Here is a 15178-nt window from a genome sequence, read left to right as displayed (position 1 = left end):
GGGGAATTAAATATGGCAAAAAAGCAAAACAAAGAAGTAAGTTTCGAAGATACACTTAAACAGCTCGAAACCATTGTAACTCAATTAGAAAACGGCGATCTACCATTAGATGAAGCGCTAAATGAGTTTGAAAAAGGGATTAAATTAGCAAAAGCAGGACAAAAACAGTTACAGCAAGCTGAGCAACGCATTCAGATTTTATTATCTGAAAATAGTGACGCCGAACTGTCAGAATTTTCAAATGATGATAATGAATAGTTTAAAGCCATTACAAGAACGAATTGATTCGTTTTTAACCACCTATATTTCACAAATTGAACCATCTCAACTTCAACAAGCAATGAGTTACAGTTTGCTGGCTGGTGGAAAACGAATTCGACCTATTCTAGTCTATTTAACCGGACAAATGTTTGATTGCCCTCTTTCTAAATTAGATGAAGCCGCTGCCGCTATTGAGTCAATTCATACTTATTCATTAATTCATGATGACTTACCTGCAATGGATAATGATGACTTACGCCGGGGCAAACCAACCTGCCATATCCAATTTGGTGAAGCTCAAGCAATACTTGCTGGTGACGCCTTACAAAGTTTAGCCTTTTCAATGCTAGCAAAAAGTAAATTAATCGATGATGAAACTAAAATTAATATGATAACTGAACTTGCCCATGCCAGTGGTGTTAATGGCATGTGCCTTGGGCAATCGCTTGATTTACAGGCCACACATCAATCAATTAGTCTTGAACATTTGCAAAAAATACATTTTTATAAAACAGGGGCATTGATCAAGACTGCAATCCGTTTGGGTGCCTTTGCATGCGGTGAAATAGCTAAACCTTATCAGCTAATGCTCGATCGCTATGCTGAGGCAATTGGGCTAGCATTTCAAATTCAAGACGATATTTTAGATATAATTGGCGAGCAATCTATTATGGGGAAACCCCAAGGTTCAGACCTTACTCATAAAAAAAGTACATATCCTGTATTAATTGGGCTAGATAATGCAGTAAAACTAACCCAGCAACTCTATCAGCAAGCTATCGATAGTCTAAAACAGATACCCTATAATAATCAGCCATTACAGAAACTTGCCTGTTATATTATTAATCGCAATAGTTAATAACTAGCTAAAGTAAAACATTACATAATGAATTTAGATAATTACCCTTTGTTAAAACAAATAAACTCGCCTGAGGATCTAAGATGTTTTCCTCAGTCACAGTTATCGTCTATTTGTCACGAGCTGAGGCAATACTTACTCGAATGCGTAAGTCAATCAAGTGGTCATTTAGCATCGGGACTAGGTGTGGTTGAATTAACTACGGCCTTACATTATGTTTATCACACACCTTTTGATAAAATTATTTGGGATGTTGGTCATCAAGCTTACCCTCACAAAATTTTGACTGGTCGACGAGACCAAATGCTCACTATTCGTCAAAAAGGGGGACTTCATCCATTTCCTCATCGTAATGAGAGTGAATATGATGTACTAACTACAGGTCATTCTTCAACTTCAATTAGTGCAGCACTTGGCATTGCAATTAGCGAACAAAAGAAACAATCAGGTAAGAAAGTAGCTGCCATTATTGGCGATGGAGCATTAACTGCTGGTATGGCATTTGAAGCTATGAATCATGCAGGGCATATCAAACCTGATATGCTAGTGATTGTCAACGATAATGACATGTCAATTTCTGCAAATACCGGTGCACTTAACCAACATCTAACTCAAATCTTATCAAGTAAAGCCTATACATCTTTTAGGGAAAATAGCAAACGTATATTAGCTAATATTCCATCATTAAAAGAATTTGTTAAAAAAACTGAAGAACACTTAAAAGGATTAGTCACACCGGCTATCTTATTTGAAGAACTTGGTTTCAATTATATAGGTCCTGTTGATGGCCATGATATTGATGGGTTGGTCACAACTTTACAAAAAGTTCGTCAATTAAAAGGTCCACAACTGCTTCATGTAATAACACAAAAAGGCAAAGGCTATGCACCAGCTGAAAAAGATCCAACTTTATGGCATGGAGTACCAAAATTTAATCCAGATGATGGCATATTACCTATCGCCCCAAAAGTTGCCCCAACATATTCACAAATATTTGGCGATTGGTTATGCGAAATAGCGCAAAATGATAAACGTTTAATGGCAATAACCCCAGCAATGGGAGAAGGTTCAGGTATGACAAAATTTGCAAATAATTATCCTGACCAATTTTTTGATGTTGCAATAGCCGAACAACATGCGGTAACCCTCGCTGCTGGGTTTGCAATTAGTGAATTAAAACCTGTTGTAGCTATCTACTCAACTTTTTTGCAACGCGCTTATGATCAAGTGATTCATGATATTGCTATTCAAAAATTACCCGTATTGTTTGCTATCGATCGTGCAGGAATTGTCGGCGCCGACGGTGAAACTCACCAAGGTGCATTTGACTTAAGTTATCTACGCTGCATACCCAATATGGTCATTATGACACCGAGTAACGAAAATGAATGCCGACAAATGCTTTACACTGGCTATTTACATAATGGTCCTGCGGCGGTGCGTTACCCTCGTGGTGAAGGAACTGGGGCACTATTAACACCATTAACCACAATTCCACTAGGACAATCTAAATTATACCGACAAGGTGAAAATATTGCTTTATTAAATTTTGGATCTTTACTTACTGAAGCTTTACAAGCTGCGGAACAAATCAATGCTACAGTTATCGATATGCGCTTTGTAAAACCATTAGATAAAAAAGTCCTTTTGCACATTAGCCAAACTCATAATATACTTGTCACCATCGAAGAAAACAGTATCAAAGGCGGAGCTGGTAGCGCTGTCTGTGAATATTTATTATCGAAGAAAATAAAATGTGATATTTTAAACATTGGACTTCCTGACAAGTTTATTTCTCAAGGCTCTCAAAACGAAATAAGACAAGAGATGGGATTAGATAAAAAGCACATTATCGATAAAATTAATAATTTTATGAATCAATAGGTTAAATATGGAAACTCAAGCTGTCACTATTCAGATTTTTGGACGAACATTAAAATTTAATTGTCCTGTTGATGAAGTTGACGCACTTAATAGTGCCGCAAAAGATTTAGATGCACGCTTAACAAATTTACGAGAAAAGTCTCCACAAATTGGCAGTGATCAACTTATCATGACCGCGGCTCTAAATATTTCTTATGAACTAACAAAAGAAAAGGAAAAAAGTAATGAATTTGGCGATCGACTAAAAATGTTACAACAATTGCTTGATTCTGCTCTCAATCCTAGCAATTAGCTATTTAAATTGTAAATTTAATACAAATGGTATTGTATGATCTGTCAAATTTTGTATTATAGCATACGACTCTGAGATGATCGCCATATGGGTTAGTCCCCTGAGCCGATATTCTAAACTTTAGAACGGAGTGACTTTTAATTGGTGTGTATGCCTTACTTGTAAGGAAACCTAAAAATTAAAACACAATGTTCACCTTGAACCTTGGGTTCAAGGGTTACAACCCTAACGACATCTTGGAGCGTCTTTTTTACTTTTAAACAACAGTGAAAACTGATGAATATAAGGCAAATCATTCGTCAAAAACGGCGACAATTATCTTCCAGTGAACGAGACATTGCACAACGCGCTATATATCAAAAAATTGCCTGTCACCAAGCGATTAACAAAGCAAAAAATATTGCCATATTTTTATCATTTGATGGCGAAGTCGAAACCCAACCTATAATTAACTATTTATGGCAACAAAATAAATCTGTCTATTTACCTATTATTCACCCTTTTTCATCTAAACATTTACTCTTCTTAAAATATACTAGCCAAACTCAACTTATAAAAAATAAATTTGGTATATTAGAACCAAAGTTAAATGTATTAAATGTACTTCTTTACCATCAACTCGACATTGTTTTTACACCGCTAGTTGCTTTTGATCAACGAGGTTATCGTATGGGCATGGGTGGAGGATTTTATGACCGATTACTAGCAAATTATCAAAACCAACAAATTTTACCAATTGGGCTTGCTTTTGCTTGCCAAAAAGTCCAACATATTGAGAACAAACCTTGGGATATTCGATTGCCCGAAATTATTTACGCTTGAATTTATTGATAACAATTTAGAAAATTGTCAAAATTTTCATAATTATCAAAAAATAAATGATTTAGTGTATTATTCCATTGAGAACCTTAAATTTAGAAATACACAAATTTATAGATATAAATTAGATGTTGTGAGTTTAAATATATTTTAACGTATTGAAAACCCCCAATATCCAGCTTTTTACTATGCACTACCGTCCCATATATATGTTTTAGTAATTTTAAATTCAAAAATTAATTGATTATTTTAATTTAAAAAAGCGCTTTTAATATACTAGAAAGGAGTGTTGCAATGTCAGAAAAAAAAGTTCTAACCACCAATAACGGTGCTCCAATAGCCGATAATCAAAACTCTCGAACTGCTGGTACCCGAGGTCCAGTATTGCTTGATGATTATCAACTCATTGAAAAACTAGCCCATTTTAACCGTGAAAATATTCCTGAAAGACGTGTACACGCCAAAGGCTCTGGCGCACACGGTACCTTTACGGTAACAAATGATATCACTCAATATACTCACGCCAGTATATTTGCTAAGATAGGTAAACAAACCCCTCTTTTTGCAAGGTTTTCAACAGTTGGTGGAGAACGTGGCTCATCAGACACCGCCCGCGACCCGCGTGGATTTTCGGTAAAATTTTACACTGACGAAGGCAACTGGGATATAGTAGGCAATAATACACCTGTATTTTTTATACGTGATGCATTAAAGTTTCCTGACTTTATTCACACTCAAAAACGTGATCCCAAAACCAACTTAAAAGATCCACAAATGATGTGGGATTTTTGGTCTTTATCACCAGAATCACTTCATCAAGTCACTATTTTATTTTCTGATCGCGGAATCCCTGATGGTTACCGCCATATGCACGGCTATGGTAGCCATACTTATAGCTTAATCAATAAAGATGGCGTTCGCACTTGGGTTAAATGGCATTTCAGAACTGAGCAAGGAATAAAAAATATTCATCCTAAAAAAGCAGCAGAAATGGATGGAACTAATCCAGATTCAGCACAAGAAGATTTGTTCAAAGCCATTGAGAGAGGAGATTATCCAAAATGGCGACTTTACATACAAGTAATGACAGAAGAACAAGCTAACAACCATCCTGAAAACCCATTTGATGTCACTAAAGTTTGGTCACAAAAACAATATCCACTAATTGAAGTCGGCGTAATGGAACTGAATCGTAATCCAGAAAATTATTTTGCTGAAGTTGAACAAGCAGCATTTGAACCAAGTAATGTAATTCCTGGAACAGGTTTATCACCAGATAAAATGCTTCAAGGTCGAATCTTTGCTTATGCCGATGCACATCGTTATCGTATAGGAACCAATTATCAACAACTACCAATCAATGCCCCAAAATGCCCTGTTCATAATTATCAACGTGATGGCGCAATGCGCTTTTATAGCCCAGATAATGCGCCTAATTATGAGCCTAATAGCGTCAATAGCGCACCAAAACAACAACCACAATATGCCGAACCACCAATGCATGTACCGGCTGGCACAATGGACAGGCATGATCATCGTGTTGATGACGACTATTACTCACAACCTCGCGCATTATTTAATTTAATGCAGCCTGATCAAAAACAACTGCTTATTGATAATATCGTTGGCTCAATGAAAAACGTGAATCGAGACATTCAAATCAGACAGCTCAAACACTTCTATAAAGTGCATCCTGACTATGGAACTGGAATTGCCAAAGGATTAGGCATTGATATTGACCTAATAAAAAGCTAGTACTTAAAATAACAATGCCGGCAAATTTAGTCGGCATTTTCATTTTGATAATAGCACTATTTATAACTTAACCATTTGCTTCAACTCATTTAATAATTCTGAGTAATCCACTTTAGTAAAGTCCGTTACATCAACTTCGATCAATTTACCTAAAACAAATTGATCATACTTTCTCATTTGGCAGACTTGATAAAATTGCTCCTTAGTAATTAAATCATCAGCAAGATTTCGATTTTCTAACCTATCGCCATAATGATAATGTTGCATAATATGGCATAAATGGCGCTCAGGTGAACGATCACGCTGATAACGACGTTGCCATATCACATCAAAATCAGCAATTAAGCGAATGGTTATCACTTGATAGTGATATTGCTCAGCAAATCCACTCAGTTGCTTTTTTTGTTTATCACTAAATGGGTATTCAGAAATAATCACTCTTTTACCTGCATCCATATACAGTTGTAAAACACCATAATAAAACTGCCAAACTTTGTGTTCTAACGCTTCTTTTTCAGCCTTACAGTTAAAACCGATTGACTCAGCATATAAAATTTTAGCTTTATCGGGAGTTATAACAAAGCTATCTTTAAATTGCTGTTGCAATTGATTAACTAGATAGGTTTTTCCCGTACATGGACAGCCTGCCAGTAAAATTAAATATTTCTGCATGTTTACATACCTTAGTTAATACGACTATTAACGTTAAGAAACAAACTCATTTTATGTTTGACAATTTCCTTAACAGCTTGATTAGCCGGAATAACATTGTGCCGTAACGATTTATTCACTTCGGTATCAGCAAACTTATCTTTGGCAACTTGGGTCCAATTTACTAATAATTCAGTGCCTACATTAAATTTACGAATACCATTATTAATCAACTCAGGGTAATCTTCTTCTTTGACGCCAGTACCACCATGAATCACAAGAGGAATATCAACAATGGCATTAATTTCTTTTAAAAGTGGAATATTCACCTCTGTTTTTGATTTAAACTGCCCATGATTAGTACCAATTGCCACTGCCAAAGCATCAATACCTGTTGCTTTGACAAACTCTAAAGCATCATTTGGTTTTGTATAGATTCGATCATTAGGATCAACATCAATACCCTCTTCAGTTCCACCTATTGTACCCAACTCGCCTTCGACCGACACACCGCGCGCATATGCATACTCAACTACCGCACGCGTTTTTAAAATATTTTCTTTAAATGGTAAGGATGAACCATCAAACATCACCGAGGTAAAGCCACTATCGATCGCTTCTTTAATATCATCAAAACTTTTAGCATGATCTAAATGTAACACAGCATCAACAATTTCTTCATCAGCGATGGCTTTTACCGCATTAACTAGTACTTTAAAACCAATATAACGTGCAGTATCGACACTAGTTTGTATAATAATTGGTGCACCAACTTCTTTCGCTGCTCGTAGCATATCGGGCAACATTTCTAAATTATGCGTGTTGAACGCGCCCACGGTAAAATTGAGTTTTTGAGCTAATAATGTGACATCTTTTAGTGTGGTATACATAATAATTTCCTTTAATCTCGTTGAACTGTAACTTGTTTGGCGATATTGCGCATTAAGTCCATTTTATTCATCCAAAAATCAATATCGTCTATTGAACCATTTTGTGCGGCATCGGCACGTTTATGGTTGTACAAATTCATCAATGCTTTATAACCCTCTCCAATTGATTTTTTATGTTGTAAACTCTTTTCTAAATATTCAATTGCAAAATCGGTACGATCTAATTGACAATATAACAGTCCAGCTTTTTCACATAATGCGGCTAAAATTACCGCATCATCAGTTTGGTCAATTTGTTGTAATAGCTGGTTAATATTTTGTTCGATTTGCTCTGATGACAGACTGTTTTTTACTTCTGACTTTTGGGTTGATAGTACTTTAGGCTGCTTTTTTTTAAAAAAGTTGAACATATTACGCTCCTAAATTAAAAGTGCTTTAATACTGGACTTAAAATCCATGCATAAAGTAACGCTACAGTCACCGTATCAACATCGGTTGCTGTTGCATTAATAAAGCCCATTTGTTTAAAAATAGTCACAAGCAACGCCGGTAACAAAGTAATAAAGAATCCATGCGCAATGCCACCAATAAGTGCTCCACGACGACCTCCTACTGCATTGCCAAATATGCCTGCAGTACCACCTGCAAAAAAGTTAGTTAGCATACCAGGTAAAATCATGGCTAATCCAAAAACTGGCAAGGTTAACATCGCAATCACCGTACCAATTGACGTGGTAATAAACCCTAAAATTACCGCATTAGGGCTATAAGGGAAGAACACAGGGCAATCAAGCGCTGGTATGGCATTAGGAACAACCTTCATCGCAATGCCTCTAAATGCGGGCACAATTTCGCCGAGCAATAACCTAACGCCAGCTAATAACACATAGATGCCTACTACAAAAATAATCACTTGCGTAAAGGCATACATCACATAATTTTGGTCACCAGACAATGTTGAAGCATACTCTTCACCAGCAAAAAGAACGGTAATAATATAAAGTGGTATCATTACCACCATGACCGATAAATAAGTATCTTGCAAAAATTCAAATGATTTAGGCAATTTCATATCTTCAATTGAATGTTTGTTTTCACCTCGTTCGCCGACCACATAGGCAACCCCTGCTTCAAACAAATAACCAATTGTACAAAAATGCCCAAGTGCTATATCATTAGAGCCCGTTACTTTACGAATAATCGGCTGTGCAATAGCGGGCATAAATACCGCAAAAAGTGCACCAATAAGACCGCCAACAACAATTAACATAATCCCTGAAAGTCCTGCAAAACTGCCAAATACGGTGGTCATGGTTGCCATCCAAAGAATTGCCTGACCAGTTAAAAAGATATATTTCCAACGCGTAAAACGAGCAATTAAAATATTAAAAATAAAAATCATCAAAAAAGTAAGGGCAATATCACGGCCTAATCCTAATTGATTCATTGCTTGCCCATTGATTGCTTCAATAGATGGAATAATCCCTTGCATATTAAAACCAGCAGTAAAAATATGACCAAAATAAGTCAAACTGCCCACAATGATACTTGACCCTGCATTAAGCACTTGAAAGCCCAATAATGTTTTAAGGCTTCCTGAAATAATTTGTCCTACTGATTTACGTTGCAAAATCAACCCAAACATAGCAATTAAGCTGATCGTTATCGAAGCTTGAGTTAAAATATTATCGATAATAAAGTTAATCACATCCATGGTATTCTCCTATTTGTGAATTTAAAGCAGTCCTTTTTGTTGCAATACTGGGCTTAACTTTTCATCAATTTCAGCTTTCGATACAATATTTTTGAGATAGACAATTGAGGTTTGTTCGCTAATATTGAATTTAGCAAACTGAGGCCGGAAATTTTCAGCCGTAATGATAATATCGGAGTTCATTGCCGCGGCAGATGAAATATCGGTATGATCTAACTTAGCCTCAATACCTTTGGCTTTTAGTACATCTTCGGTCGCCATTTGTGCTGCAAAACTACTGCCTAACCCTGCGCCACAAACAAATAAAATGGTTAAATTACTCATGTTCTATCCTCCTACAGGTTTAATGGTCAATCCGACTCGGGATCATTAAATAAAATTGTCTTAAATTGCTGTATCGAATGGCACATTGTTAAGCGTTCAAGTTTTTTTTCATCATTAATCAACTCAATCAAACTGCGCATAATATTGAGATGAGAAAACGAATCGATAGCTGCCAAACAAAATATAATTTTTACCGGACCCATTTCACAATTACCAAAATCAACAGCATGACGCATGGTTACCACACTAACCCCTAATTGATTTACGCCGTCTTCAGGTCGAGCGTGAGCCAAAGCTAAATTCTTGCCTATTACTATATATGGACCATATTGTTCAACGGAGCTAATCATGGCTTCAATATAGGAAGGTAAAATAAATTGTTTTTTTAATAACGGCTCAGCAGCAATTTTGATCGCTTGTCGCCAATCTGAACTATCTTGCTGCAATATGATGTCATCATCAGTAAGAATATCTTTCAACATAGGCTGAATTTTCCTTTTATTGATCTTAAGATTATTGAACGCTAAACACTTTTCTAGTTGGTTATAGATAGGAGCAGACACAATACCGCCACTTTTTTTAATTAAATCGACAAGTGAATAAAACAGATCGGTTGCATCAGTTAAATGATTTACAATGCGTTGGTTAGCTCGATGTTTATATAAAAAATCCGTAATAATAGGATGATTTTTTTCTTTCAAAATAGGCTCTAATACCAATACAGGATGACCTGAGTGCTGTAATGGAAATGTAGAAAATATTAAATCAAAATCAAGTTGATCCAACAAAACCAAATCATTACGATCCAAAATTGCCAAGATATCGATACTGAAAAATTCCTTGAGCGTCTGAGCAAGTAAATTAGAAGTCGCAATACCATGATCACATAACACTACAGCTTTAAAATAGTAACTACGATCTTGATTAATTGCGCTAGCAAAAGTCGAAAAATGGATAGTTAAAAATGCGATCTCATCATCTGAAATTTTATGACTCAGCGTTGTTTCAAAATCGTGCATAAAAGTGGTAATAACGGCGTGAATTTCGCTGTAGTTTTGTTTAACGCTATCGAGCAATGGATTGATAATGTGGATATTGTTATTTACTCTAGCGATAAGCCCAGCTAAGTGTTTGCATAGGTTCTCGTATAATTGCTCTTGTTTGGTCGAAAATGGAATTTGTGTTTTATCTTCCACATAATTAACTAGTTTTATAGCTAATAACTGGGCATTTAACCATTCGACATAATTATTAATATCCTTGGTATTGAACGCTTCTAACATATAAATGATGTATTGTTGCTCTTGCCTGCTAACCTGCAAAGCAATCTGTTGACAAGTTAAATGAATAAACTTAGCTATTTCGCCCAAATCATTATTATTAAAATCAGTTCTTATCATGGTGAGATGATGATGATGTTGGTTTCTAACAACCCAAATAGCAGTAAAAATCACAAGTTGTTGAACATAAATTTCATCATGAATTCGATTAATAGTTTGATGAGCTAATTGCAATAATTTATGAAAAAGTGATTGAGGAATATAATTAAACAATTGCTGTTGTATTAAACTTAATTCATGTAAAGGTTTATTTAGTTCCAAATTACCCGCATACTGATTAATAGCTTCATACATCATTAAACGAATAGAACGCTCTACACCAATGAACTGCATACCTTGCTTCGGTTGGCTAATTAACTCAATGTCATATTTCTTTAATCGAGCCTTGATTTTACGAATATCATCATCTAAAACACTTTTCGATACAAAATAAACATTTTCTTTATGGCTTAAAATAGTAGGAGAAGCAGAAAAAGCAATGGACAATAACAAATCAAACTGACGTTCATCTTTACTTAAAACAGAAGAAACAGGTACACCCAATAATGCTTTATAGATTAATAACTTTTGATCTTGAGACGCATTTATGACAAAACCTTTGTTACGTACTGTTGAAATTAAAGGTAACTGTTTTTGTGTTAAAAACTGATTAATTTCCTGAATTTCATTACGAATAGTTCGCACACTAATCTGAAATTCTTCTGACAACATTTCGACAGTAACTGGATAGTCGATTGAAATAAATTTTTTAAATACTTCAATGGTTCTTGTTCGCATAAACTTACTCACTTATACTTCATAAATTAAGTATAAGTGAGATAGATTTGCTTACATAGTTGGTATTTTTGCCAATAAAAATGGCAAAAATTGAATAAAGTCTATTTATATAATAAAAAAAACAATATTTTTTACTGAAACGTAGGGTTACCTGAAACTTTTTGACAAAATTATACTCACTTGTTTACTTAATTTTTTAAAGACAAATGAAAAATTCATGCTAATAAAAAAGATGTTTGCTAATATATTTTTACGATTGTTTTAATTAACCGTATTGAAGTTCAACTAATCTATTGATTTCGTATGAAACTTAAATAGTTAGGTAGCCAATACGGTTATAACCATCTAAATTAGGTTCTGATAGCTGATTTTTGCCGAACAATTTCAAATAAACAAACACCAGTTGCAACTGATACATTTAGTGATGACACAATACCTGCCATTGGAATGCTCACCAATTCATCACAGTGTTCTTTGGTTAAACGACGCATACCTTCACCTTCAGCACCCATTACCAATGCAAGTGCGGTCTGTGTTGATGTTTTATAAAAGTTTGTTTGATAAAGCGCTCTATCCGCTTCTCCAGCGGTGCCCACAATCCAAACTTGGTACTCATCTTGCAGCATTCGCATTGTACGGGCTAAATTGGTCACCCTAACTACGGGCACGCTTTCAGCTGCGCCACAAGCAACTTTTTGTGCCGTTGAATTGAGCGGTGCAGAACGATCCTTTGGTACAATAATAAAATCGACACCAGCAGCATCAGCAGTTCTTATACAGGCACCTAAATTATGCGGATCAGTTACACCATCTAAAATTAAAATAACTGGATTTGGCTGTTGTTCCATGAGCAAAGGTATATCATTTTCTTGATAACCTCGATTCGGCGTAACCATGGCTAAAATACCTTGATGTACACCATTTTTAGATTTTTCATCTAACCATTGGCGATTAGCAACTTTAACTGGCAAACCAAGTTGCTCTAATTGACGCACAACAGCAAGAAGGCGTTTATCTTCACGCCCTTTAATAATAAATACTTCAATAATTCTTTCTGGGGAACGTGCTAATAATGCTTCAATGGCGTGTAGGCCATAAACTGTTTCACTCATTTATTTGTTACTCTTTTATTTTATTAACTATTTAGTTTTATTCGTTGATTTAGATTTACTACGTTTTTTACTTTTGGTTTTCACTTCAACTTTAGCACTTGCTTTCATGTTTGATTTAGCGCTTGATTTTACCTTTTTTTGTGTACTTGATTTAGTACTTGGTCTCGCACTACTTTTTTTACTGGTTGATTTTTTGCCTTTTCGTTTTATTGGTAAATCGGCAATTTGATCGTTTTTTACTTGTTTGGACTTATCTTTTGCCGTTTTACCCTGACGTTTTGGCTTATTATTACTGCCAACCAATGAAAAATCAATTTTACGTTCTTCTGGATTAACATTATCGACTTTCACTTGCACTTTATCGCCTAAACGATAAGTAAAACGTGTATTTTCACCAACTAGGCGATTGTGCGAGGCATCAAAAAAATAGTAATCATTTTCAAGCGATGACACATGCACTAAACCATCGATAAATAGATCGTCCAACCGCACAAAGAAACCAAAATTAACCACGCTTGAAATAGAGCCGTTAAATACTTCACCTACATGATCTTGCATGTAATCACACTTAAGCCAATCCACCACATCACGTACGGCCTCATCAGCTCGTCGTTCGGTCATTGAACAGTGTTCACCAAAGTAAAGCATTTCATTTGTATCATAACGATCCCCCCCTGTTTTACTGGTTTTATGTTTTTCATCAGCTAAAATCCATTTGATAGCACGATGCAAAAGCAAATCAGGATAACGGCGAATTGGCGAAGTAAAATGTGCATACTCCTCAAGTGCCAGACCAAAATGTCCTCGATTTTCTGGGTCATAAATAGCTTGTTTCATAGAGCGTAAAATCACGGTTTGCAACATATCATGATCAGGGCGTGTTTCAACCACTTTCATTAATTCGGCAATATCTTTAGGTTTAGGACTTGCACCACCACCAAGTGATAAACCAAGTTCACTTAATATACTGCGCAAGTTACTCATTCGATCTTCATCAGGTCTGTCATGCACACGGAATAATGATGGCACTTGGGCACCAATCACTAATTTTGCCGCTGAAACATTGGCTAAAATCATACACTCTTCAATAATTTTATGTGCCACATTTCGCTGTGCCAGTTCAATACTTTCAATACGTTTATCGGCATTAAAAACAAATTTCGGCTCTTCTGATTCAAATCCTATCGCACCACGAATAACCCGTGCTTTATCAAGCACGTTATAAAGTCCATAAAGATTTTCAAGATGAGGGACTAATTCATGATAATATTCACGAAGTTCTTCATCACCATCTAAAATCTTAGCCACTTTAGTATACGTTAACCGAGCATGCGAGTTCATTACCGCTTCATAAAACTCAAACCCCGTTAAACGCCCTCTATTAGAGACGGTCATTTCGCAAACTAAACATAAGCGATCAACTTGCGGATTTAACGAACAAAGCCCATTAGATAATGCTTCTGGAAGCATTGGTACAACTCGTGAAGGAAAGTAAACCGATGTACCTCGTAAACAAGCTTCTTTATCTAACGCCTTACCTGGTCTAACATAATAACTCACATCTGCAATAGCCACCCATAACCGATAGCCACCACCACGATTTTTTTGGCAATAAACCGCATCATCAAAATCACGGGCATCTTCACCATCAATTGTTACCAAAGGTAATTGTCGCAAATCTCTTCGCCCTTTTTTAGCACTTTCTGGAACTTGTTCGGTGAATTTGCTTACCTCTTTTTCAACAGCCTTTGGCAATTCATAAGGAATTTCGTGATTCCGCAGAGCAATATCAATCGCCAAATTAGTCCCCATTATTTCACCGAGCACTTCTTTTATAATGCCAACAGCTTTTTGACGGCGTTCAGGGCGTTGTTGTAACTCAACCACCACCACCGTTCCCATACGAACCGTGCGGCTAGGTTTACCCGCAATTAAAATATCAAAGTTTAAACGGCTATCATCAGGGACAACAAAACCAACACCTTGCTCAATAAAATACCGCCCAACAATTTGATTATTGCGTGGCTCTAAAATTCGCACAACACGAGCTTCCATTTTTCCGCGATATTTAGTTCCCATTGGCTGAGCTAAGATTATATCGCCTTGTAAAACTTTTTTCATTTGCTCTGGTGATATGAAATAATCTTCAGTACTTCCTTCAACGCGTAAAAAACCAAATCCATCACGATGCGCAATCACACTGCCTTTAACCATATCAAATTTTTCAGGCAAGGCATAACATTTACGGCGTGTAAAAACTACTTGTCCATCACGCTCCATTGCGCGCAAACGACGATGCAATGCCACTTTTTGCTCTTCATTTTTAATATCAACAGCTTGAGCAATTTTTTCTAAACTGGCAGGCTTTGCTTCTTGTTTAAGGTAATCTAAAATAAGCTCTCGACTGGCAATTGGGGAATCATACTTCTCGGCTTCGCGGTCAAAAAATGGATCTTTTATCATAAAAGGAATATCCTGTGACTAATATTAGCGCTAGCAT

The 15178-nt window shown here is 36.0% G+C and carries 14 protein-coding genes and 1 other RNA gene; 7 read left to right on the top strand and 8 right to left on the bottom strand.

What is annotated here, in order from left to right; all coding sequences use genetic code 11:
• Nucleotides 1–12 precede the first annotated feature (12 nt).
• From xseB to A9G43_RS03535, 7 genes are all read left to right on the top strand, one after another.
• A complete protein-coding gene (gene xseB, locus A9G43_RS03565; protein ID WP_065606695.1) occupies nucleotides 13–258 on the top strand; it encodes an exodeoxyribonuclease VII small subunit in 246 nt (81 codons plus the stop codon).
• Entirely contained in the window at nucleotides 245–1120 is an 876-nt protein-coding gene (gene ispA / locus A9G43_RS03560) for a (2E,6E)-farnesyl diphosphate synthase (protein WP_081298019.1), read from the top strand. Before xseB ends, ispA begins: the two co-directional genes overlap by 14 nt.
• A 27-nt stretch (nucleotides 1121–1147) precedes the next feature.
• Nucleotides 1148–3004, top strand: a complete 1857-nt coding sequence (gene dxs / locus A9G43_RS03555; RefSeq protein ID WP_065606691.1) for a 1-deoxy-D-xylulose-5-phosphate synthase — start codon at nucleotides 1148–1150, stop codon at nucleotides 3002–3004.
• 7 nt (nucleotides 3005–3011) lie between these two features.
• Entirely contained in the window at nucleotides 3012–3296 is a 285-nt protein-coding gene (gene zapA, locus A9G43_RS03550; RefSeq protein WP_065606689.1) for a cell division protein ZapA, read from the top strand.
• A gap of 65 nt (nucleotides 3297–3361) precedes the next feature.
• Nucleotides 3362–3542: non-coding RNA, 6S RNA (gene ssrS / locus A9G43_RS03545), on the top strand.
• Nucleotides 3543–3572: 30 nt separating this feature from the next.
• Nucleotides 3573–4118: a 5-formyltetrahydrofolate cyclo-ligase gene (locus tag A9G43_RS03540; protein WP_065606687.1), complete on the top strand. Its 546-nt coding sequence runs from the start codon at nucleotides 3573–3575 to the stop codon at nucleotides 4116–4118.
• A gap of 291 nt (nucleotides 4119–4409) precedes the next feature.
• Nucleotides 4410–5870: a catalase gene (locus tag A9G43_RS03535; RefSeq protein WP_065606685.1), complete on the top strand. Its 1461-nt coding sequence runs from the start codon at nucleotides 4410–4412 to the stop codon at nucleotides 5868–5870.
• A gap of 60 nt (nucleotides 5871–5930) precedes the next feature.
• Here the strand turns inward: A9G43_RS03535 and A9G43_RS03530 are convergent, their stop codons facing one another.
• The 8 genes from A9G43_RS03530 to rnr form a co-directional block, all read right to left on the bottom strand.
• Complete coding sequence (locus tag A9G43_RS03530) at nucleotides 5931–6542, bottom strand: AAA family ATPase (protein ID WP_065606683.1); 612 nt, start codon at nucleotides 6540–6542, stop codon at nucleotides 5931–5933.
• An 11-nt stretch (nucleotides 6543–6553) separates the two neighbouring features.
• Entirely contained in the window at nucleotides 6554–7411 is an 858-nt protein-coding gene (locus A9G43_RS03525; RefSeq protein WP_065606681.1) for a class II fructose-bisphosphate aldolase, read from the bottom strand.
• An 11-nt stretch (nucleotides 7412–7422) separates the two neighbouring features.
• Complete coding sequence (locus A9G43_RS03520; protein WP_065606679.1) at nucleotides 7423–7821, bottom strand: hypothetical protein; 399 nt, start codon at nucleotides 7819–7821, stop codon at nucleotides 7423–7425.
• Between the two features lie 14 nt (nucleotides 7822–7835).
• On the bottom strand, nucleotides 7836–9125 hold the full coding sequence (locus A9G43_RS03515; protein ID WP_065606677.1) for a PTS sugar transporter subunit IIC: 1290 nt from the start codon (nucleotides 9123–9125) through the stop codon (nucleotides 7836–7838).
• Between the two features lie 21 nt (nucleotides 9126–9146).
• Entirely contained in the window at nucleotides 9147–9449 is a 303-nt protein-coding gene (locus A9G43_RS03510; RefSeq protein WP_065606675.1) for a PTS sugar transporter subunit IIB, read from the bottom strand.
• A 26-nt stretch (nucleotides 9450–9475) separates the two neighbouring features.
• A complete protein-coding gene (locus A9G43_RS03505; protein WP_065606672.1) occupies nucleotides 9476–11566 on the bottom strand; it encodes a BglG family transcription antiterminator in 2091 nt (696 codons plus the stop codon).
• A 350-nt stretch (nucleotides 11567–11916) separates the two neighbouring features.
• Nucleotides 11917–12678 (bottom strand): 23S rRNA (guanosine(2251)-2'-O)-methyltransferase RlmB, encoded by a 762-nt coding sequence (gene rlmB / locus A9G43_RS03500; RefSeq protein WP_065606670.1) that lies wholly within the window; start codon nucleotides 12676–12678, stop codon nucleotides 11917–11919.
• Between the two features lie 27 nt (nucleotides 12679–12705).
• Entirely contained in the window at nucleotides 12706–15141 is a 2436-nt protein-coding gene (gene rnr, locus A9G43_RS03495) for a ribonuclease R (protein ID WP_065606668.1), read from the bottom strand.
• Nucleotides 15142–15178: the final 37 nt, after the last annotated feature.

This window comes from Gilliamella sp. Occ3-1 (assembly GCF_001690655.1).
Taxonomy (GTDB): domain Bacteria; phylum Pseudomonadota; class Gammaproteobacteria; order Enterobacterales; family Orbaceae; genus Gilliamella; species Gilliamella apicola_P.
This window is presented reverse-complemented; position numbering and strand designations above follow the sequence as displayed.